The sequence below is a fragment of the Rhodoligotrophos defluvii genome, from assembly GCF_005281615.1.
In the GTDB taxonomy this organism is placed as follows: Bacteria; Pseudomonadota; Alphaproteobacteria; order Rhizobiales; family Im1; genus Rhodoligotrophos; species Rhodoligotrophos defluvii.
In genome coordinates this window covers 1-18,940 of sequence record NZ_SZZM01000003.1, presented here as the reverse complement: position 1 = coordinate 18,940, position 18,940 = coordinate 1, and the positions used below count along the sequence as shown (strand labels likewise).

General features: G+C 67.9%; 22 protein-coding genes and 1 pseudogene. 13 read left to right on the top strand and 10 right to left on the bottom strand.

All coding sequences use genetic code 11. The features are described from left to right. Window positions 1–8 precede the first annotated feature (8 nt). The 3 genes from E4P09_RS14430 to E4P09_RS14420 are packed head-to-tail and all read right to left on the bottom strand — an operon-like array spanning window position 9 to window position 843. Entirely contained in the window at window positions 9–239 is a 231-nt protein-coding gene (locus E4P09_RS14430) for a GDCCVxC domain-containing (seleno)protein (RefSeq protein WP_137390359.1), read from the bottom strand. Beyond that, a complete protein-coding gene (gene merF / locus E4P09_RS14425) occupies window positions 236–442 on the bottom strand; it encodes a mercury resistance system transport protein MerF (RefSeq protein ID WP_239025200.1) in 207 nt (68 codons plus the stop codon). Before merF ends, E4P09_RS14430 begins: the two co-directional genes overlap by 4 nt. Next, window positions 439–843, bottom strand: coding sequence for a mercuric transporter MerT family protein (locus tag E4P09_RS14420; protein WP_170984444.1), 405 nt, complete (start codon window positions 841–843; stop codon window positions 439–441). The genes merF and E4P09_RS14420 overlap by 4 nt, the downstream gene beginning before the upstream one ends. A 48-nt stretch (window positions 844–891) precedes the next feature. On the opposite strand from E4P09_RS14420, the gene E4P09_RS14415 reads away from it, so the two are divergent. From E4P09_RS14415 to E4P09_RS14385, 7 genes and pseudogenes are all read left to right on the top strand, one after another. Continuing rightward, window positions 892–1,323: a MerR family transcriptional regulator gene (locus E4P09_RS14415; RefSeq protein ID WP_137390356.1), complete on the top strand. Its 432-nt coding sequence runs from the start codon at window positions 892–894 to the stop codon at window positions 1,321–1,323. Then, window positions 1,324–1,576: pseudogene (locus E4P09_RS26240) on the top strand (YnfA family protein). Between the two features lie 270 nt (window positions 1,577–1,846). Then, complete coding sequence (locus E4P09_RS14405) at window positions 1,847–2,254, top strand: DUF2958 domain-containing protein (protein WP_137390355.1); 408 nt, start codon at window positions 1,847–1,849, stop codon at window positions 2,252–2,254. Further along, a complete protein-coding gene (locus tag E4P09_RS14400) occupies window positions 2,251–2,676 on the top strand; it encodes a hypothetical protein (protein ID WP_137390354.1) in 426 nt (141 codons plus the stop codon). Before E4P09_RS14405 ends, E4P09_RS14400 begins: the two co-directional genes overlap by 4 nt. A gap of 160 nt (window positions 2,677–2,836) precedes the next feature. After that, complete coding sequence (locus tag E4P09_RS14395; protein ID WP_137390353.1) at window positions 2,837–7,231, top strand: strawberry notch-like NTP hydrolase domain-containing protein; 4,395 nt, start codon at window positions 2,837–2,839, stop codon at window positions 7,229–7,231. A 15-nt stretch (window positions 7,232–7,246) separates the two neighbouring features. Then, window positions 7,247–8,269, top strand: coding sequence for a DUF7146 domain-containing protein (locus tag E4P09_RS14390; protein ID WP_137390352.1), 1,023 nt, complete (start codon window positions 7,247–7,249; stop codon window positions 8,267–8,269). Between the two features lie 378 nt (window positions 8,270–8,647). Then, the gene (locus tag E4P09_RS14385; protein ID WP_137390351.1) at window positions 8,648–9,595 is read left to right on the top strand and encodes a DUF2493 domain-containing protein; all 948 of its coding nucleotides are present in this window, start codon (window positions 8,648–8,650) and stop codon (window positions 9,593–9,595) included. A gap of 153 nt (window positions 9,596–9,748) precedes the next feature. Here the strand turns inward: E4P09_RS14385 and E4P09_RS14380 are convergent, their stop codons facing one another. After that, window positions 9,749–10,111: an ArsR/SmtB family transcription factor gene (locus E4P09_RS14380; RefSeq protein ID WP_137390350.1), complete on the bottom strand. Its 363-nt coding sequence runs from the start codon at window positions 10,109–10,111 to the stop codon at window positions 9,749–9,751. 47 nt (window positions 10,112–10,158) lie between these two features. On the opposite strand from E4P09_RS14380, the gene E4P09_RS14375 reads away from it, so the two are divergent. Both E4P09_RS14375 and lspA read left to right on the top strand, forming a co-directional pair. Continuing rightward, window positions 10,159–11,028, top strand: coding sequence for a cation efflux transmembrane domain-containing protein (locus tag E4P09_RS14375; protein ID WP_137390349.1), 870 nt, complete (start codon window positions 10,159–10,161; stop codon window positions 11,026–11,028). Then, complete coding sequence (gene lspA, locus E4P09_RS14370; protein WP_205042125.1) at window positions 11,025–11,516, top strand: signal peptidase II; 492 nt, start codon at window positions 11,025–11,027, stop codon at window positions 11,514–11,516. The genes E4P09_RS14375 and lspA overlap by 4 nt, the downstream gene beginning before the upstream one ends. A gap of 636 nt (window positions 11,517–12,152) precedes the next feature. On the opposite strand, the gene arsB is transcribed toward lspA, so the two are convergent. The 5 genes from arsB to E4P09_RS14345 are packed head-to-tail and all read right to left on the bottom strand — an operon-like array spanning window position 12,153 to window position 15,069. Next, window positions 12,153–13,244 (bottom strand): ACR3 family arsenite efflux transporter, encoded by a 1,092-nt coding sequence (gene arsB, locus E4P09_RS14365; RefSeq protein ID WP_137390347.1) that lies wholly within the window; start codon window positions 13,242–13,244, stop codon window positions 12,153–12,155. Window positions 13,245–13,246: 2 nt separating this feature from the next. Continuing rightward, window positions 13,247–13,690 (bottom strand): arsenate reductase (glutaredoxin), encoded by a 444-nt coding sequence (gene arsC, locus E4P09_RS14360; RefSeq protein ID WP_137390346.1) that lies wholly within the window; start codon window positions 13,688–13,690, stop codon window positions 13,247–13,249. Then, window positions 13,681–14,229 (bottom strand): arsenate reductase ArsC, encoded by a 549-nt coding sequence (locus E4P09_RS14355; RefSeq protein WP_137390345.1) that lies wholly within the window; start codon window positions 14,227–14,229, stop codon window positions 13,681–13,683. The genes arsC and E4P09_RS14355 overlap by 10 nt, the downstream gene beginning before the upstream one ends. Beyond that, the gene (locus E4P09_RS14350; RefSeq protein WP_137390344.1) at window positions 14,226–14,735 is read right to left on the bottom strand and encodes an ArsI/CadI family heavy metal resistance metalloenzyme; all 510 of its coding nucleotides are present in this window, start codon (window positions 14,733–14,735) and stop codon (window positions 14,226–14,228) included. The genes E4P09_RS14355 and E4P09_RS14350 overlap by 4 nt, the downstream gene beginning before the upstream one ends. Next, complete coding sequence (locus E4P09_RS14345; protein WP_428977715.1) at window positions 14,704–15,069, bottom strand: ArsR/SmtB family transcription factor; 366 nt, start codon at window positions 15,067–15,069, stop codon at window positions 14,704–14,706. The genes E4P09_RS14350 and E4P09_RS14345 overlap by 32 nt, the downstream gene beginning before the upstream one ends. A gap of 736 nt (window positions 15,070–15,805) precedes the next feature. On the opposite strand from E4P09_RS14345, the gene E4P09_RS14340 reads away from it, so the two are divergent. The 3 genes from E4P09_RS14340 (at window position 15,806) to E4P09_RS14330 (ending at window position 18,151) form a co-directional block, all read left to right on the top strand. Further along, window positions 15,806–16,114 carry a DUF736 domain-containing protein gene (locus E4P09_RS14340; protein ID WP_137390342.1) on the top strand — a complete coding sequence of 103 codons (309 nt, stop codon included), beginning with the start codon at window positions 15,806–15,808 and terminating at the stop codon, window positions 16,112–16,114. A 736-nt stretch (window positions 16,115–16,850) separates the two neighbouring features. Continuing rightward, entirely contained in the window at window positions 16,851–17,843 is a 993-nt protein-coding gene (locus E4P09_RS14335) for an ArdC family protein (RefSeq protein WP_137390341.1), read from the top strand. Next, entirely contained in the window at window positions 17,840–18,151 is a 312-nt protein-coding gene (locus tag E4P09_RS14330; RefSeq protein WP_137390340.1) for a zinc finger domain-containing protein, read from the top strand. The genes E4P09_RS14335 and E4P09_RS14330 overlap by 4 nt, the downstream gene beginning before the upstream one ends. Window positions 18,152–18,194: 43 nt before the next feature. Here the strand turns inward: E4P09_RS14330 and E4P09_RS14325 are convergent, their stop codons facing one another. After that, window positions 18,195–18,401 carry a hypothetical protein gene (locus E4P09_RS14325; RefSeq protein ID WP_338049006.1) on the bottom strand — a complete coding sequence of 69 codons (207 nt, stop codon included), beginning with the start codon at window positions 18,399–18,401 and terminating at the stop codon, window positions 18,195–18,197. Between the two features lie 196 nt (window positions 18,402–18,597). On the opposite strand from E4P09_RS14325, the gene E4P09_RS14320 reads away from it, so the two are divergent. Continuing rightward, on the top strand, window positions 18,598–18,825 hold the full coding sequence (locus E4P09_RS14320) for a helix-turn-helix transcriptional regulator (protein WP_137390339.1): 228 nt from the start codon (window positions 18,598–18,600) through the stop codon (window positions 18,823–18,825). Window positions 18,826–18,940: the final 115 nt, after the last annotated feature.

Genomic DNA, 18,940 nt, shown 5'->3' with positions numbered 1-18,940 from the left:
GCCAATGATCAGGTTGCGCAGCAAGTTCCGGATTCAGCACCCGTCCGGCGAGCCGCCTGCACCGGCGGGCAGGGGACCGAGCCGAACGAGCAGAACACGCAGCAATCGCCCCGATGCGGCCGCAGCACCACGCCGCAGCTCTTGCAGTCATAGAAGAACTGGCAGGTGTTCGTCGGCATGACTTCCGTCTGCCGGTGCCCGCAAGCCGGGCAGGCAATGGTCGATTGCAGCTCCGTCATATTGTTCGTTGCCTTCTCCAAAGCGCGTAAGCCGTGCTTCCGATGAACATTGCGAGGGCGGGCAACAGCACGTAATCCAGCCACCCGCCGGGCGCCGACAATCCTACGACACCGAGCAGGATCACCAGAATCGGCGTAAAGCAACGCAGCGCCACTACGACGGTGCCGATGATTCCGACCTGCAGTAGGTTCCGGTCGTTCAAGCTGTCCCCTCCGCCAACCGGAGTAGGGCGGCCATCACGGCGGGCCCGATCCAGCTCCATGCCGCGGCTACGCCGACCAGTAGCGTAGACAGGCCTAGCGTGCCGAAGGTCAGCCAACTCCGCTGAGGCCGGGCGCACGCGTCGTCTGCCGTGCAGACGATCGGCCGCCGCCGCAGGACCACGACCCAGCCCATGGCGAGGGTGACGGCCGCCGCGATCAGGAAATAGGGCCGGTAGAAAACCAGCTCGCTCACCCCGCTGAGCCATGCGCCGCCGAATCCGACGACAGAAAGCGCGAGTGGCAGGACGCAGCAGGACGAAGCGGCGACCGCGCCCAAGCCCGTGACCAGGCTGATGAACGCCGCGCCGAGTCCAGCCGTTCCGTTGACCCAAGCCCGCATAATCATCCATGCTAGGACCTGTAGGAACTACAGATTCAAGGAGAAGATTTGGCGGCAAAACGGGATTTCAGCATCGGGGCGCTGTCGCAACGGACCGGCGTCAAAATCGAGACGATCCGGTATTACGAGAAGATCGCGCTTTTGCCGCCACCGCCACGCACCCAGGGCGGCCACCGACTCTATCCGGACGATCACCTCAAGCGGCTGTCCTTCATCCGGCGCAGCCGCGAGTTGGGATTCACCCTCGACGAAATTCGCAACCTGCTCGACCTGGTCGAAGGCGGCTATAGCTGCGACGAGGTGAAAGGCGCCGCCCTCACGCACTTGAAGGACATCCGCCGCAAGATTTCCGATCTCCGGCGCATGGAACGGACTCTCGCAGAGACAGCCGCCCGCTGCGAAGGCGGAAGTACACCGGATTGCCCGATCGTGGACGTGCTCTTTGCAACTGGCCCTTCCGGACGCAGCACGGCCGGATGATTGAGTGTCCCCGTCTATATCGCCGCCGCTCTCGCGGAGATCGCGGGATGCTTCGCCTTCTGGGCGTGGCTGCGCTTGGGAAGGTCCATCCTGTCGTGCCCGGGGTGGCGAGCCTGATCGCCTCCACCTTTCTGCGTCCCTGCTGTGGCTGTGGCTCGCTGACGGCGTCAGACTGGGCGGTTGGGATTTCTTGGCCATGGTCATGAGCTTGGCCGGAGCCGCCCTGAACCTGTCGGATCCGCGCTCTGCTTGAGCCTGAAAATGCAGTGCCCTTTCCGAGTGAATCCTCCCGAGCGAAACGGAAATCGTCTCTGGATAGATCAGCTCCCCGAGGCCGTCCCGCACACATTCCGCCCGTTCGAGACCGCAGCGCACTCCTGACAGGAATTGCCGCGATTGCGTGCGAGCCCCCCGCCGCCCGAATCTGTGCGGGCTGCCCAAAGGAAGAGGGCCGCGCCCCGTCGGCGACGGGTTTCCAGGCGAGAGAGAGGCTTTCGCCGCCCGTCGCTGACGGGAGTCTCCCATGAAGCTCATCACCAAGGAGATCGAGCGCCGGCTGCTCGAGAATGGCCGCAGGCCCGACGAGGACCACCGGCCGGTGGTCAAGTTCTTCGACCCCTGCGGCGCCGCCACCTGGCTCATCATCCAGATGGACCCGGACGAGCCCGACATCCTGTTCGGGCTCTGCGATCTCGGGCTCGGCTTTCCCGAGCTCGGCCCCGTGCGCCTGAGCGAGCTCGAAAGCGTCAAGGGCCGGCTCGGCCTCGGCATCGAGCGCGACCTCTATTTCGAGGCCCGATACCCCTTGAGCGTCTATACCGAGGCCGCCCGCGTGGTCGGTTCGATCGTCACCGCGACGCGGCTGCTCGACGACGCGGCGCTCCGCCTCGGCCATCCCCTCAACCGCTCGAACGACGGAGACACGCCATGACCATCTACACCGTGCAATGCGGCTACGCCGCCTATCACGCCAACACCGTCGAAGTGGAGGCGGAGAGCCTCGATGCCGCCCTTGAACAGGCCATCGAGAGGGCCAACGACGATCCCCATTGGAAGGCGCTCGACCATTGCGGCCCGACCTTCATCGACGCGGTCGCCGAAGGCGCCGATGCCGACCCCTGGTCCGGCTTCGCCTCGGCGTTGCCGATCCCCGGCCGCTTCACCGAGGAGGGCGAACCGCCCACCGTGACCGTGATCATGGAGGGCGGCGTCGTTCAGGGCGTGATCGCGGAGGGCGGCGCGGTGCGCGTGCTGGTCAAGGACTACGACACCGAGGGGCTTGATTCCGGGGTCTACGATATCCGTCGCGACGAGAACGGCGATCTCTACACGCTGACCGACCGGAGCCCTTGAGGGCACCTCGGAGCGGCCCGGCCGGTGGCGCTTCGCGCCTCGCCGGCCGGGGCCGCTCCGAGACGAGAGCGAGAGGGAGACCGGGGAACGGGCGAAGCCCGGGCGGGACGAGAGAGCACGACCCGTCCGGGCGCCCGTCCCTCGCTCTCGGAGATCCGCCATGCCGACGACCGCTGCCGCGCCCCGCCAAGGGGCGGCGCTTCCCCTGTTCTCCGCTCAGGCCCCGGACAAGATCTCGGGGCTTTTCCATGCCGGGACTATCCTCGCCCGCCTCCTCGAGAAGGGCCGCGTCCTCGACACCCAGCTCCTGCGGACCGCCATGGAGGAGGCGCTCGGCGCCTCCGATGCCGAAGGCGCCTGGGTCTGGAAGGACGCCTATGAGGCTGTCGAGGTCGCCCAGGTCCTGTTCCTCCAGAAGTTCGGCCCGGCCATGGCCGCGCAGGCCGCGGCATCCGCCGACCTGCTCGCTATGCTGGGGCGGCTTGCCGCGCGCGTGCCCAGCCAGACCCGGCGTTCCGAAGAGTCCCAGCACCTCCAGCAGTTCTCCACGCCCCTCACGCTCGGCGCCGTCGCCGCCCGGGCGGCGGGGATCGGTCCCGGTGACCTCGTCCTGGAGCCTTCGGCCGGCACCGGCCTACTCGCCGTCTTCGCGCAGATAGCGGGCGCCGCGCTGGCGCTCAACGAGACCGCCGAGACCCGCGCCGGCCTTTTGGCCCGTCTCTACCGCGAGGCGCCGGTCACCCGCCACAACGCCGAGCAGATTCATGATCACCTGCCGCCCGGCCTGCGGCCGAGCGTGGTGCTCATGAACCCGCCGTTCTCGGCGTCGCCCGCCGTGGCGGGCCGTTACCGCGCCGCCACCGCCAGGCACCTCGGCGCGGCGCTCGCCCGTCTCGCGGACGGCGGCCGGCTGGTCGCGATCACCGGCAACGGCTTCGCGCCCGATAATCCGACCTGGCGCGAGACGTTCGAGCGGTGGCAGGAGAGGGGCCGCATTGTCTTCTCGGCCGGGCTCGCCGGCAAGGTCTATGCCCGGCATGGCACCACGGCCGAGACCCGGCTCACCGTGATCGACAAGCGGCCAGCAGACGCGCCGAGTGCGCTTCCGGCAATCCACGGCGTGGCCGACTCCGTCGAGGCTCTCCTCGCGCTGGTCGAGCATCACGTTCCCGACCGCGTGCCGCTGCCCGGCGCCGTCGCCCGCGCCGATGGCACCAAAGCCGTGGCCGTTGTCACGCCGCGGCGCTCCGCCGTTCCGGTTAACGGATCGCCCGCGCCCGAGCGCACGCCGCCGCTGCGCCGGCCGGCGCACCGGCTCGATGCCGCGACCGCGGTCGAGCTCGATTATGCGACCCGCGACTGGACGCCGGCCGACAAGGCGATCACCGAGGCGCTCTACGAGGGCTACGAGGTGCAGTCCGTCGTCATTGCCGGCGCCAGGCCGCATCCGACCAGGCTCGTCCAGTCCGCCGCCATGGCCTCGGTGGCGCCGCCCAAGCCCCGCTACCGGCCTCACATCCCCGAACGGCTCGTCACCGACGGCGTCCTCTCCGACGCCCAGCTCGAGAGCCTGATCTATGCCGGCGAGGCCCATGCGGGCTTCCTCACCGGCCATTATGCTGTCGACGAGACCTTCGACACGGTGAACGCCGTTGACCTCGAAACCGCGGGCGCCGTGCGCTTCCGGCGCGGCTGGTTCCTGGGCGACGGCACCGGCGCCGGCAAGGGCCGCCAGGTCGCCGGTATCATCCTCGACAACTGGCTCAAGGGCCGGCGCCGGGCGCTCTGGATCTCCAAGTCAGACAAGCTGATCGAGGACGCGGTGCGCGACTGGACCGCGCTCGGCGGCGCCAAGAGCGACATCATCGCGCTCGCGCAGTACCGGCAGGGCGCCGCCATCCAGCTCGGCGACGCCATCCTCTTCACCACCTACGCGACCCTGCGGACCCAGGAGCGCCAGGGCAAATGTTCGCGGGTCAAGCAGATCGTCGACTGGCTGGGGCGTGACTTCGACGGCGTCATCGTCTTCGACGAGGCGCACGCCATGGCCAACGCCGGCGGTGACAAGAGCGCCCGCGGCGAGAAGGCGCCCTCGCAGCAGGGCCGGGCGGGCCTGCGTTTGCAGAACGCCCTCGCCAATGCCCGTGTCGTCTACGTCTCCGCGACCGGCGCCACCACGGTCAACAACCTCGCCTATGCCGCCCGGCTCGGTCTCTGGGGCACGGGCGACTTCCCCTTCGCTTCGCGGGTCGAGTTCATCGCCGCCATGGAGGCGGGCGGCATCGCCGCGATGGAGGTGATCTCGCGCGACCTCAAGGCGCTCGGCCTCTACGCCTCCCGCGCGCTCTCCTACGAGGGTGTCGTCTACGAGATCGTCGAGCACGACCTGACGCCGGAGCAGGTCTCCATCTATGACGCCTATGCCGACGCCTTCAAGATCATCCACCAGAACATCGAGGCGGCGCTCGAAGCCGTCAACATCACGGGTCCCGAAGGCACCTTGAACCGCAACGCCAAGGGCGCCGCGCGCTCGGCCTTCGAGTCCAACAAGCAGCGCTTCTTCAACCATCTCCTGACCGCCATGAAGTGCCCGACCTTGATCAAGGCGATCGAGCGCGACCTCGAGGCCGGTCACGCCGTCGTGGTGCAGGTGGTCTCGACCGGCGAGGCGCTGCTCGACCGGCGGCTCGCCGAAATCCCGGCCGCCGAATGGTCGGACATCGCGGTCGACATCACGCCGCGCGAGTACGTCCTCGACTATCTCGCCCACTCCTTCCCGACGCAGCTCTTCGAGGTCTTCTCCGACGCGGACGGCAACCTCATGTCGCGGCCGGTCTACGACGCCGACGGCAACCCGGTCGTCTCGCGCGAAGCGGTCGAGCGGCGCGACCGCCTGATCGAGCATCTGGCCGCGCTGCCGCCGGTCCAGGCGGCGCTCGACCAGATCGTCTGGCACTTCGGGACAGAGCAGGTGGCCGAAGTTACCGGGCGATCGAAGCGCGTCGTGCGCAAGGCCGGCGCCGGCGGCGACCGGCTCTGCGTCGAGAGCCGGCCAGCCTCGGCCAATCTCGGCGAGACGCAGGCCTTCATGGACGACGAGAAGCGCATCCTCGTCTTCTCCGATGCCGGGGGCACCGGGCGCAGCTACCACGCCGATCTCGGGGCCAGGAACCGGCGCCTGCGCATCCACTACCTGCTGGAGCCCGGCTGGAAGGCGGACACCGCAATCCAGGGGCTCGGGCGCTCCAACCGCACCAACCAGGCCCAGCCGCCGGTGTTCCGGCCGGTCGCCACCGACGTCAAGGGCGAGAAGCGGTTCCTCTCGACCATCGCCCGCCGGCTCGACACGCTCGGCGCCATCACCCGCGGCCAGCGCCAGACCGGCGGCCAGGGCCTGTTCCGGGCCGACGACAATCTCGAGAGCCCCTATGCCAAGGCGGCGCTGCGGCAGTTCTACCAGGCACTCCACGCCGGGCGCATCGCCTGCTGCTCGCTATCCGCCTTCGCCGAGCACACCGGGCTCGAGCTGACCGACCAGGACGGCAGCCTCAAGGAGGACCTGCCGCCGATCACCCGCTTCCTCAACCGCATGCTGGCGCTGCGCATCGAACTGCAGAACGCGCTCTTCGAGGCGTTCGAGGCGCGGCTCGAGTCCCAGATCGAGGGCGCCATCGCGTCGGGCACCTACGATGTCGGCGTCGAGACGCTGATCGCCGAGAGTTTCGCGATCACCGAGCGGCGCACCGTCTTTACCCATGCCGCCACCGGCGCTGAGACGCGGAGCTACCGGGTCCGGCGCAAGGACCGCAACCGGCCGCTCGGCTTGGATGCGGCCCACAAGGTCGCACTGCGGCACCATGGCGAGCTGATCGTCAACCCCGTCTCCGACCGCGCCGCCGTGCGCATCCCCGCGCCCAGCCGCATGTACGATGACGGCAGCGTCGAAGAGCGCGTGCGCCTGGTCCGGCCCATGAGCCGCGAGACCATGAGCGTTCGCGACTACGCAGCCTCACGCTGGGAGGCCTCGCAGAACACCGGCTTCGGAACCCTCTGGCAGAAGGAGGTCGACGAGACTCCTCCGTTCTCGACGACCGAGTTCCACGTCATCACCGGGCTCCTGCTGCCGATCTGGGACCGTCTGCCCGGCGACAACATGCGCGTCTACCGGCTGCAAACCGACGACGGCGAGCGGGTCATCGGCCGCCTTGTGACTCCCGAGGCCTTGGGCGCCGTCTATGCCGCGCTCGGTGTCGACGCCGACCACGCGCTCTCGGCGGAGGACGTCTGGGCCGCGGTCATGGAGCGCGGCGCCAGCGTCGCCCTTGCCGGCGGCCTGAGCCTGCGCCGCGCCCGCATCATGGACGCCGAGCGCTTCGAGGTCGCGGGCTTCCCGGCGGGCGCCGTCGATCAGCTCAAGGCGCTCGGCCTGATGAGCGAGATCATCACCTGGCGGCTGCGCCTCTTCATTCCCACGACGGATGCGGGCGTTGCCATTCTCGGCCGGCTCCTCGACCGCCACCCGTTTCTTCAGGGCACCGCGCAGGCGCGGATTTGAGCGTGGGAGGGCGCCATGACCGAGCATCCCGCCGCTGTCCTCGCACGGCATCTCGCGGCGCACGCCGAAGACGTCTGCCGCCGATATCTCCCCAACGGGCGCCGCGCCGGGCGCTACTGGCTCGTCGGCGACGTCCAGAACAGGAAGGGACGCAGCCTCTATGTCCGTCTCGACGGCCCGCTCGCGGGTCCGGGCGCCGCCGGCAAGTGGACCGACGCCGCGACCGGCGAGCATGGCGATCTCCTGGACCTCATCCGTTTGCGCTGCGCGTCCGGCGCCGCAGGCGAGGCCATGGGTGAAGCCCGCAGCTTTCTCGCCCTGCCGCGCTCGACCCCGGAACCCCGGCGCCCGCGGTCCTATGAGCGCGGGTCCACGCCCGAGGCCGCGCGGCGCCTGTTCTGCGCCGGCCGGCCGATCCCCGACACGCCCGCCGAGGCCTATCTCCGCGCGCGCGGCATCACCGCGGTCGGCTTTCCGGCGCTGCGCTTCCACCCGTCCGTCTACTATCGCGCCCACGACCGGGCGCCGCTCCGCCGGATTCCCGCCATGCTTGCCGCCATCACTGACCTCGATGGCCGCATCGTCGGCGTCAACCGGACCTGGCTCGATGTCGAGCGCCTGTCTGTCGCCGACCTCGACGCGCCGCGCAAGGTCCTGGGCGTCCTGCTCGGTCATGGCATCCGCTTCGGCCGCGCCACCGACCGCCTTCTGGCGGGCGAGGGCATCGAAACGGTGCTCTCGCTCAAATCCGTCCTGCCCGAGCTACCCATGATCTCGGCGCTTACCGCCAACCATCTGGCGGCGCTGCTCTTGCCGGCCGGTCTCGCCCAGCTCGTCATCGCCCGCGACAACGGCGACGCCGGCGTCCGCGCCGCGGCCCGTCTCCGCGACCGGGCGGAGGCCCAGGGCGTCGCCGTCCGCGACCTCGTGCCGTGCCTCGACGACTTCAACGACGATCTGCGTCGTCTCGGTCCTGCGCACCTGCGCCGGCACGCGCGCGACCAGATCGCCGACGTCTTGCTACGGCCGACCGGCTGATCGTCCGCGCGAGCGTCCCTCGGCCTGCTGCCCTGGCCGCGCCGGAAAGGGGTGCGGTAAGGGAGGCGGCGCTGCTGGCATCGCCGGCCGTCTCCCCGGCGCTCCGGGAACGGGCCCGCGCCGGCCTTGCTCGGCAGGCGATCTACCGGAGGTCGGGCGGCGAACGGCCGCCCTCGCGCCGGGACCGCAATGGCGGGGACCGGCTTTTTTCCCCTGGTCGCGCCGAGCGCGGCCATTCCTCGCGGATCAAAAAAGCCGGTCCCCGCCATCCTCCGCGTGCGCTCCGGCCCTCCGGGTGCGGCCGCCGCGCGCCTCCGGTCCCCCCGATCGCCAGCAAGGCCGCGATGGGCGCGGCCTTCCCTTACAAGGAGACCACTCATGGCGATCAACGGCACCAACCCCCTCGCGACCCGCAACGGCCTCGCCGGCCCGGCGCAGTCGCCCACCGCCTATCTGCTCGACGAACTGGCACTCTACGGCCACCGGCCGCACCAGGACGAGCCCGATCACCGGCCGTTGCCGGACGCCGATGCCTGCGAGGGAGCGCTCAACGACATGTTCGACATCCTCGCCCAAATGCTCGGTGAGACCCGGCTCGAGGACGATCTCGCCGACCTGCTCTGGTCCGTCGTCAATCTCTTCCATCGCAAGATCGATCGGGTCCAGCGCGACCTCGACGACAACGAGGACGCCCAGCGCCGGTCCCAGCGCGAGCAGGACGGCTCCGAGGTCAGGTCGGTCGAGCTCGAGCGGCTGATCGCCCAGGGCCTGACGCTCATCGAGCGGCGCAATACCTTCGAGTTCCTGCGCGACCATGCGGCCGAGCTGTTCGAGAGGCGCACCGGCTCGGCCTGGAAGCCGATGTCCGGCTCCAAGGTCAATCACCGCGCCCTGACCGCCGCCGTCATCGACAGCCGCGACTTCATCAACGCCAAGCGCCGGGCCGAGACCGAGATCTTCCTGCCCGAGGGTCCTCGCATCCTCGTCACCGGCGGCGTCGACTATCAGGACCATCACCGCATCTGGGCCGCCCTCGACAAGGTCAAGGCCAAGCATCCCGCCATGGTTCTGCTGCACGGCGGCGCCCCGCGCGGCGCCGAGCTGATCGCCGCCAAATGGGCCGACAACCGCGGTGTGCCGCAGGTCGTCTTCAAGCCCGACTGGGCTCGCCATCAGAAGGCCGCCCCCTTCAAGCGTAACGACGCGATGCTGGAGGCGATGCCGATCGGCGTCGTCGCCTTCCCGGGCTCGGGCATCACCGAGAACCTCGTCGACAAGGCCAAGGCACGGCGCATTCCGGTGCGGCGCTACAGTGCCGACACCTGACATCGGCCGGCGGCCGCGACCCTAGGCGGTCCCGCTCGCGCGGGATCGCCCTTTTCCTGCGCGTCCGTGCTGTCGATCCGGCACGCCCGGATGCACTCTTCTCGCATCCGTCTCCACCGCAACGCCTCTCAAAGAGGAACCTTTTTCGAGGGCTCAGGTCGGTGGTTCGTCTTTGTAATTCCGGCATGGGTCAACGCCCTGCGCCGTTCCGGTCAGCAGCTCATCCGCGAGGCTTAGCAATGCTTCCAGCCGGGAATCGCTCAGGCTGTAATGGACAAAGCGCCCGCGCTGCTCGCCTGCGACAAGACCGCATTCGCTCAGGCAACGGAGATGGTTTGAGGCGTTCGACTGCGACAGGCCGGTCATCGCGACAATCTCCCCGACCGACAGTGGTCCCGCACGCAGCGCGTCCAGGATCGATAGCCGCGAGAGGTCGCCCAGCCCCCGGAACAGCTTTGCCCGTAGTTCGACGCTACGGGGGTCCACCCGCTGTATGAGTTCGGTTTTGCTCGACATATCAGTAAGTAATGATACGTTATCTGTCTGACCTATGGAAGATCGTCATGAGCGTAACCGCTTCGATGGAAGATCGAACAGCACGATATCGCATCACCGGTATGGATTGTGCGTCCTGCGCCGCCAAGATCGAAAGGGCGGTGCGCGCGGTCGGCGTGGAGAATGTGAAGGTTTCGACCGCCACCCAGATCATGACGCTGCGTGTAGACAATCCCGCCGCGCGGCTGCCGGAGGTCGAACGCGCGGTGTCGGGCATGGGCTACCAGATCGACCGACTTGACCTGGCTGCGGCGGACGCCCGAGGCGATGACGGCGACCTGCCGAAACATCTGAGCCACATCACTCCGGCCTACCGGCGGGCGCTTTGGATCGTCATCCTGCTCAATGTGGGCTACGGCGTTATCGAGATGGGCGGCGGCTTCATTGCGGGGTCGCAGGCGCTAAAAGCCGACGCGCTCGATTTTCTCGGGGATGGCCTGATCACCTTTCTCGGCATTCTTGCCATTGGCTGGAGTCTAGTCTGGCGTGCCCGCTCGGCGCTCATTCAGGGCCTGTTCCTTGGCGGGCTCGGCTTGGGCGTCCTGGGTACCACGGTTTATCGCGTGCTGGTGGAACACCAGCCCGAAGCAGAGTTGATGGGACTGCTCGGTATCATTGCACTTACCGTCAATGTGGCGGCGGCGCTCGTCCTCATCCCACACCGGACAGGCGATTCCAACGTGCGGGCGGTCTGGCTGTTCTCGCGCAATGATGCGATCGGCAACGCGGCTGTGGTCGTTGCGGCGGGGCTCGTTGCCTGGACCGGCACGGCGTGGCCCGATCTTGTCGTTGCGGTCGTGATCGCCGGGCTGTTCCTGCAATCCTCATGGTCGATCATCCGCGATGCGCGCAGCGACCTGCGGGACGCGAAGGCATGACCGGGGCAGGTCGGCGGATCGGGATCGCCTGCGCAGTCGCGGCATTCGCTCTTGATCAGGGCACCAAGGTGCTTGCGCTTGGCTCACCTGCCTTGTCGACCGGCCTCGAAGTACTCCCCGTTCTGAACCTCGTCCTCGTACGCAATTCCGGCGTCAGCTTCGGGATGCTCGATGGCCTGCCGTGGTGGGCACTTACCCTGCTCGGGCTGACTATTGTGGCGGCCCTGTCCGTCTGGCTGTCGCGGGCGCAAAGCCGATTTATCAGCGTCGCCCTCGGGCTGGCGATCGGCGGTGCGCTCGGCAACCTGTTCGACCGGCTGCGCCACGAAGCAGTCACGGATTTTCTCGATTTCCACGTTGCCGGTTACCACTGGCCCGCCTTCAACCTCGCCGACGCGGCGGTGGTCTGTGGGGTAGGCCTCCTGCTGGTCGATGGCCTGCTCGAATCGCGCGGGCGAAACAAAACGGGCGGGGTGCCCGATGCGTGATGGTAACGCAGGACATGATGGGCGGCGGAACAATGTGGAGCAGGGGCCCGCTCGGGCGGCTCGCGAATTGCCGTTCTCGCTCTTCCCGTTACTGCTCTCATCGAATATCTCCGGACACGAACCGAAGGATGATCCACCATCTAACCCGTGCGAACCGAGCCCCTGGTATATAATCAAGGGTGATAAGGCCTCGATAATTCGGCAATCCGCGATACGCCCGCCCTGGCAACAACTGCTGATCCGCCGCAGCTCGTCGGCAAGGCGGTCGAGGTGGCAAATCTTCTGCCCGACCGCCGAAAAATGCTCGATGGCGACCCTGCCAACGTCGGCGTAGTTGCGGTCCTTGACATCGCCCGGCGATCGCGCCTCTGGGCGGTCCCGCTCGCGCGAGATCGCCCTTACCGCTGCTTAACCCATTGCCCGGCTTTGCGCGGATAGCCGCTTACCGACCTACCGAGGAAGATGACGCCGAACAGTGCGATAAGGGCGGCGCTCAGCTTGCCCGATCGGGGCTACTTGGCGGAGATCGGCCTTGTGGGCGAACCCGCGTCTGCAGACCCTTAGCAGGTAAGTCAATGGGTGGTCACGATCAACAGCTGTAACGGAGCCGGAGCCGACCAGCGGCAGCACGTTACGTCAGGTTGTCGGAAACAGGCGCTGCGTCCGGTTGGCGAAGGCCACGAGCGAGAGCATCACGGGGACTTCGACCAGAACGCCGACCACGGTTGCCAGAGCCGCGCCGCTGTTCAACCCGAACAGGCTGATGGCAACGGCAACGGCCAACTCGAAGAAATTGGACGTGCCGATCAGGGCGCAAGGGGCCGCGACGTTGAAGGGCACCCGCCACGCCCGCGCCGCCGCGTAAGTCAACGCGAAAATCCCGTAGGACTGGATCAGCAGCGGGGCCGCGATCAAAGCGATCAGCACCGGCTGGTCAAGAATGACCTGCCCCTGGAAGCCGAACAAGAGAACGACGGTCGCCAGCAGCCCAAGCATGGAGAACGGCTTCACGGCCGCCGTGAACCGGGCCACGGCCGCCTCGCCGCCCTCGTTCCGGTTCGCGTGCGCCACAAGCCAACGGCGCGTCAGCGCCCCCGCCGCAAGCGGGATCAGGATGTACAGGCCGACCGAGAGCAGCAGGGTTTCCCATGGCACGGCGATGTCGGTGACGCCGAGCAGCAGCGCGACGATCGGCGCGAAGGCGAAAATCATGATGACATCGTTCACCGACACCTGCACGAGTGTGTAGGTCGCATCGCCGCGCGTGAGCTGCGACCAGACGAACACCATGGCCGTGCAGGGGGCCGCGCCGAGCAGAATCAGCCCGGCGATGTATTGCTGCGCATCGGCCGGAGCGATCAGTTCCGCGAACAGGAACTCGAAGAAAAGGACGCCCAGGGCCGCCATTGTAAACGGCTTGACGAGCCAGTTGACGACAACCGTCAGCACCAGCCCCTTGGGCCGGTCGCCGATATGGCGCAGGCTGGCAAAATCGACCGCGACCATCATCGGATAGACCATGGCCCAGATCAGCACGGCCACCACCAAGTTGACCGAGGCGTATTCCCATGAAGCGAGGGTTTCGAACGCGCCCGGAAACAGGTTGCCGAGCGCCAGCCCGGCCACGATGCAGAGCGCGACCCAGACCGACAGCCATTTCTCGAAAAAGCCGATCCCGGGGGCCGAGGCCGCGAAGGATTCGGCGGAGGGGGTAAAGGTTTCCTGCATCACTAACCAGCGTTCTCGTTCGTGCTGTCCGGACGCCGCCTGGCCGCGTCAACGACCAGCTCGCCGTCCTCTTTGCGGAACTCGCCGCGCTGTGGGTTCGGCAGGATATCGAGGACGGTTTCAGAGGGGCGGCAGAGCTGTACACCGCGCGGCGTGACGACGATCGGGCGGTTGATCAGGATCGGATGAGCAAGCATCAGGTCGATCAGCTCGTCATCCGCAAATTTCGGATCATCCAGGCCCAGCTCGTCGTATGGCGTGCCTTTGCGGCGCAAGAGATCCCGAACCGGAATCCCGATGCGCCCGATCAGTTCGACCAGCTTTTCGCGCGTCGGCGGGGTTTTCAGATATTCGATGATATGCGGCTCTATCTCTGCATTCCGGATCAGGCCGAGCGTGTTGCGCGACGTGCCGCACTGCGGGTTGTGGTATATGATCACGTCCATCGTTCGGTTCCTTCGGTCAGGTTGGGCCGGGGCGAGGACGCGCCGTCGCCCTGACCGATGGCCCGCAGCTTCGCGCTGAGGGCGAGCTTGTCGAGACTCGCGAGCGGCAGCATCGTGAACAGGGAAATCCGGGTCTTGAGGGAGCGCAGCGCCTGAACGAAGGCGGCCTGCTTTTCGATGTCTGTTCCCTCGACGGCCGCAGGATCCTCAATGCCCCAATGCGCCGTCACGGGATGGCCCGGCCAGACCGGGCAGACCTCCCCGGCCGCGTTGTCGCAAACCGTAAACACGAAATCCATGACCGGCGCGTCCGGTCGGGCGAAATCGTCCCAGCTCTTCGAGCGCAGACCCTCTGTCGGATAGCCAGTGCTTTCCAGGACCTTGAGCGCGAACGGGTTTACTTCGCCCTTGGGATTGCTTCCGGCCGAAAAGGCCCGGAAGCGCTCCCCTCCATCCTTGCGCAGGATGCTTTCCGCGAGGATGCTCCGCGCCGAATTGCCGGTGCAGAGGAACAGGACGTCGTAACGCCGTTCCGTCATGCCGCCACCTCTGGAGCGGGCCCGCAGCAAGGAGCATTGGCCGCAAGTTCGGGCTTCGCATCGCAGCACACGCCCTGAGCCGTTTGCGGCGTGCAGCAGGCCTCCGCGGCCGTCGCCTCGAGGTCCGGGCTGTCACCGTAGACCGTGCTTTCACCGCTCGTCAGGAAGGTTTCCCACGCGACGCCCTGCGGGTCGCTGATCCACGATTTTTCCGAATGGTGATAGCAGCAGGTGGTAGCCCCCTCTTCGAGCACGGGACGATCCGCCGTCTTCAGACGGACATAAACCTCCTGCAACTCCTCTGCCGTCTCGACCTGGATGCCGAGATGCTCCACGCCCGCTGTCGCCCCGCGTTGCGAAATGGCGAAATTCACGTGCGGATCGTCGAGCATCCATTTCGCATAATCAGGCTTGAGCACCGTCGGCTCAGCCGCGAACAGCGTGCTGTAAAACCGGATTGATTGGGACAGGTCCTCAACGGACACGTGCACGTGCAGGCGCTTCATGGCGGACTCCTTGATTGACCGTTTCAGGGGCGGAGGGGGTGCAGATGCCGACGCCGCAGGCGTCAGGATTGCCCCGGCAGCAATTCTCGGTGAGGTAGGCCAGCAGGTCGTTCATGGCGGCATACTCGGCCGCGTAGATCAGCGAGCGGCCGTCCCGGCGGAATGTCACGAGCCCGGCCTGCTTGAGCTGGCTCAGATGGAACGACAGGGTTGCCGAAGGCAGGCCCAGCCGTTCCCCGATCTGGCCCGCCGCAAGGCCCTCTTCCCCGGACTGCACCAGCAGCCGGAAGATATCAAGGCGGGACTCTTGCGCGAGTGCCGCCAGAGCGGCCATGGCGTTTGATTTCTCCATATCTCCAAAATAATGGAAATACATGTCGCGTCAAGAGGCGCACGGCCGCACATCCCGGTCAAAGGGTTTCCTTTTACCTCTCGATCGCCCCACCGGGGATCGGGCGCCACGACCAGCGCCGACGGGGACCGGCTCCGGATCGGCATCGGTCGGCGTCCCCTGGGGCCGTGCACCGGCTGATCGCGTTCTCCTCCGGCACGGTCGTGCCTCGCCGGTTGATCCGATGCCCACCGCCTGGGCGGGCGTTCCGTGGCGCCGGCCGGTCTCTGCGGCGCACCCGGGCCGGGCATCTGCCTCAAAGGCGTGCGTCGGACGATGGCGGGCTGGCGATGTCACCGCGGCGGAGGTCCTGTGCCGGAAGCGCCGTCGGTCATCGGCGACGGCCGCCGTTCCGCCATGTGTCTCCTGCGAGTTTCCGCTCGCCCGCAGGTCCACGCGGGCCTTGATTGCTCGGCGATCTACCTGCGGGGCCGGGCGGCTGTGCCGCCCTGAGCGGTGCCGCAACGGCTTGGCCCTGACTTTTTTCCCCGCCCCGGTCACCCCACGCGACAGGTCGCGTGGGGGCCCCGACTCGCGGCTTCCTCGCGCAGCAAAAAAGTCGGGCCGCGCCATCCTCCGCATGCGCTCCGGCCCTCCGGGTGCGGCCCGCTCCCCCTTCGGCTTTCCGATCGCCATCAAGGCCGCGATGGGCGCGGCCGAGAGCAACAGGAGACTCGAAATGGCGAACATCGGCAGCTTCACCAAGACCGCGAACGGCTTCACCGGCACGATCCGCACCCTGGCGCTCAGCGTCAAAGCCAACATCGTCCCCGACGAGTACAAGGCCTCCGAGGCCGCGCCCGACTACCGGGTCTTCTCCGGGACCGTCGAGCTCGGCGCCGGCTGGAAGCGCACCGCCAAGAACGGCGAGCAGCGGGGATACGTCTCGGTCAAGCTCGACGACCCGAGCTTCCCCGCCGCGATCTACGCCAACCTGGTGCAGACCGAGGCCGACGAGAGCGTCTACAGCCTGATCTGGAGCCGGTAAGCCTTCCCGCCGCTCCGGCCCTTGGGCGCCCCGCCTCCCGGCGGGGCGCCCTTCGTCCTGTCCGCAGGGTCGCTCGCCGGCGCGCGCAAGCCCCGGACTTGATAGATGCGAGAGGCCGGGAGATACGTCTCTCCCACGATGCTCCGTGTGTTTGTTCTTGGCCGACTTTCGCGCATCGCCCTCCATCCAGTTGCATCGGTTCCGTCGATAGCGTCGCCAGCGCTTGGCATCGACGAGAGCCTTTCGATCGCACCTCATGGAGTGCCGTTTTCAGGGTCCGGACTCCTCCTTGATGACGTGTTCGTGCGCGACCAGCCTCCTTTTGTCGGGCGTCCGATAGGAGCGCGGTTCCCATAGTAAGAACGTGCTGGACGGATCGGGCGCCTGCCCGCTGACGCGGGCACCGCGCTCTACTCGCTAAGCCTCCCGACGGCGGCTGTCCGGCCGCCGCCGCCAGCCTAAGCTCGCCGAGCCCCCTCCGGGGTCTCGGCCCTCCGGGTCACGATCGCCTGGCGCGAGGGCAGCGCTGGCGCGCTGCCGAGGGTCCGCCGACACCCGTCTCCCGCGCTTGTCGGGAAGGCTTTCGGGCAAGGCCACGCCCAGCATTCCCGCAGTCACATTCCGCCAGTCGCCGCCGCCGCTCCGCGAGAGCGAGAGGGTCGCGCGTCCTGTCGCGACGGGTCTCCGAGGCGAGAGAGAGGCTTTCGCCGGCCCGTCCCGGAAAGGAGCCCGATCCATGAGTATCCATGTCCAAGAGTCGGCGCAGCGGCGGCGCGCTGGCGGCAGGAAGCCCGACGCGGCGACGGTCCGAGCTAGCAACCGGCAAGACGTCTACAGCCGCGTCACCGACAAGATCGTCGCCGATCTGGAGCAGGGCGTGCGCCCCTGGGTGAAGCCCTGGAACGCCGAGCATCTGGCCGGGCGCATCACCCGGCCGCTGCGGCACAACGGGACGCCCTATCGCGGCATCAACGTCGTGATGCTGTGGATGGCGGCCGCGGCGCAAGGCCACGCCTGCCCAATCTGGATGACCTTCCGGCAGGCGAAGGAGCTGGGCGGCTTCGTCCGCAAGGGCGAGACGGGCATGCTCGTCGTCTACGCCAACAGCTTCACGGCGACCGAGACGGACGAGGACGGCGAGGAGAGCGAGCGCGAGATCCCCTATCTCAAGGGCTACACCGTCTTCAACTGCGAGCAGATCGAGGGCCTGCCCGACCACTATTACGCCCGCGCCGAGGAGCCGGCGAGCCCCGTCGCGCGGATCGAGCAGGCCGACGCCTTCTTCGCCAATACCCGCGCCGACATCCGCCACGGCGGCGACCGGGCCTATTACGCGATCCAGCCCGACTACGTCCAGATGCCACCCGCCGAGACCTTCCGCGACGCCGAGAGCTACGCCGCGACCCTGGCCCATGAACTCACCCACTGGACGCGTCACCCGTCCCGGCTCGACCGCGATCTGGGGCGCAAGCGGTGGGGCGACGAAGGTTACGCCCGCGAGGAGCTGGTCGCCGAGATCGGGGCGGCTTTTCTCTGCGCCGACCTCGGCATCGCGCCGGAGGTCCGGGAGGACCATGCCGCCTATATGGCGTCCTGGCTCCAGGTCCTGAAGGACGACAAGCGGGCCGTTTTCCAGGCCGCCGCCCATGCACAACGGGCCGTCGACTATCTGCACGGGCTGCAACCCGGGAGGCAGGGCGCCGATGCCGCGCGGGAGAGCGTGGCATGAGTCGCGCACCCATCAACCGCCCTGCCAAGGTCGATTTCACGGCGTTCCGGCACCCCATCCTGGCCGTGGCGTGCCCCACCTGTCGGGCCCGTATCGGCACCTGGTGCAAGCGCCCGTCCGGCCATCGGGCGAGCGATTTCCACGCCTCCCGTAAGGCCGAGGCCGACCGCATCTGGGAGAGCCAGGACGACCCGCCGATCCGGCGCACGGCCACCGGCTGGGCCTATGCCTATGGCGAAACAGAGGACGCACCGCCGCCTGCTGCGGCCCGGCAACTGGCATTGTTCGGGGAGGGCGAAGGGCGATGACGAGCGATGTCTACCGCTTTCGGGGCGGCGCCGGCTGGCCCTATCAGTGCTTCCGGCTCGCCTCGGCTTGCTCGGCCAGGCGATTCAGCAGGTCGACGAGGTCGTCCGCGTCGTCGAGATCGAGGCCGGTCTGCGCCACCCCGTTCACCCGCGCCGCCTGGCCGGTTGCGGCGTCGAACACCGTCCAGCCCGCGTCATCGGGGCGCATGTCGTAGTGGGTCACCATCGGCGCAGCATGGCATGACGGCATCGCGCCGTGAAGCCGGGATCGCGTGACATCGGCCCGCTTTCGCCTGTTGTCGCTCCACAGGTTCGCACTCCGTTCCCGGGCGAAAACACCCACCTCGGTTTTCGCCCGTCCCCGGCTCACCCCTCGCGCGCGCATTCTCGCTGTCGAAGCGGCGACCTGCGCTGTCGCTGCCCACCGTCACCCGGGGAGGTCCGTCATGGACGATGAGATCATTCGCGCCGCCAACGCGAAGAAGGGCAGCCCCTTTCTCGACACCGCCCAGGCTGCACACTACGTCGGCCTGTCGCGCCGGACGCTCGAGAAGATGCGCGTCGCAGGCGGCGGCCCGAGGTTCCGCAAGCACGGCCGCTACGTCCGCTATCACATCGCCGACCTCGACGACTGGTCGGCCGCGCGCGCCAGGCGGTCCACGTCCGATGCGTGAGGACCGGCTCCGCCTGACCGGCGTTCTGCGGCCGACCCGGCGCCGGCGCGGGCGTCGCCGCCCGCGCGCCGTGCTCGCCCTCGCGCTCCTCGGGCTCGCGGCACTCGGCTTCGCG

What these genes read in the sequence shown, in the direction of transcription:
- E4P09_RS14430 (WP_137390359.1), bottom strand. Translation starts at nt 239, where the DNA reads ATGACGGAGCTGCAATCGACCATTGCCTGCCCGGCTTGCGGGCACCGG.
- E4P09_RS14420 (WP_170984444.1), bottom strand. Translation starts at nt 843, where the DNA reads ATGCGGGCTTGGGTCAACGGAACGGCTGGACTCGGCGCGGCGTTCATC.
- E4P09_RS14405 (WP_137390355.1), top strand. Translation starts at nt 1,847, where the DNA reads ATGAAGCTCATCACCAAGGAGATCGAGCGCCGGCTGCTCGAGAATGGC.
- E4P09_RS14400 (WP_137390354.1), top strand. Translation starts at nt 2,251, where the DNA reads ATGACCATCTACACCGTGCAATGCGGCTACGCCGCCTATCACGCCAAC.
- E4P09_RS14395 (WP_137390353.1), top strand. Translation starts at nt 2,837, where the DNA reads ATGCCGACGACCGCTGCCGCGCCCCGCCAAGGGGCGGCGCTTCCCCTG.
- E4P09_RS14390 (WP_137390352.1), top strand. Translation starts at nt 7,247, where the DNA reads ATGACCGAGCATCCCGCCGCTGTCCTCGCACGGCATCTCGCGGCGCAC.
- E4P09_RS14385 (WP_137390351.1), top strand. Translation starts at nt 8,648, where the DNA reads ATGGCGATCAACGGCACCAACCCCCTCGCGACCCGCAACGGCCTCGCC.
- E4P09_RS14380 (WP_137390350.1), bottom strand. Translation starts at nt 10,111, where the DNA reads ATGTCGAGCAAAACCGAACTCATACAGCGGGTGGACCCCCGTAGCGTC.
- E4P09_RS14375 (WP_137390349.1), top strand. Translation starts at nt 10,159, where the DNA reads ATGAGCGTAACCGCTTCGATGGAAGATCGAACAGCACGATATCGCATC.
- lspA (WP_205042125.1), top strand. Translation starts at nt 11,025, where the DNA reads ATGACCGGGGCAGGTCGGCGGATCGGGATCGCCTGCGCAGTCGCGGCA.
- arsB (WP_137390347.1), bottom strand. Translation starts at nt 13,244, where the DNA reads ATGCAGGAAACCTTTACCCCCTCCGCCGAATCCTTCGCGGCCTCGGCC.
- arsC (WP_137390346.1), bottom strand. Translation starts at nt 13,690, where the DNA reads ATGGACGTGATCATATACCACAACCCGCAGTGCGGCACGTCGCGCAAC.
- E4P09_RS14355 (WP_137390345.1), bottom strand. Translation starts at nt 14,229, where the DNA reads ATGACGGAACGGCGTTACGACGTCCTGTTCCTCTGCACCGGCAATTCG.
- E4P09_RS14350 (WP_137390344.1), bottom strand. Translation starts at nt 14,735, where the DNA reads ATGAAGCGCCTGCACGTGCACGTGTCCGTTGAGGACCTGTCCCAATCA.
- E4P09_RS14345 (WP_428977715.1), bottom strand. Translation starts at nt 15,069, where the DNA reads ATGGCCGCTCTGGCGGCACTCGCGCAAGAGTCCCGCCTTGATATCTTC.
- E4P09_RS14340 (WP_137390342.1), top strand. Translation starts at nt 15,806, where the DNA reads ATGGCGAACATCGGCAGCTTCACCAAGACCGCGAACGGCTTCACCGGC.
- E4P09_RS14335 (WP_137390341.1), top strand. Translation starts at nt 16,851, where the DNA reads ATGAGTATCCATGTCCAAGAGTCGGCGCAGCGGCGGCGCGCTGGCGGC.
- E4P09_RS14330 (WP_137390340.1), top strand. Translation starts at nt 17,840, where the DNA reads ATGAGTCGCGCACCCATCAACCGCCCTGCCAAGGTCGATTTCACGGCG.
- E4P09_RS14325 (WP_338049006.1), bottom strand. Translation starts at nt 18,401, where the DNA reads ATGCCGTCATGCCATGCTGCGCCGATGGTGACCCACTACGACATGCGC.
- E4P09_RS14320 (WP_137390339.1), top strand. Translation starts at nt 18,598, where the DNA reads ATGGACGATGAGATCATTCGCGCCGCCAACGCGAAGAAGGGCAGCCCC.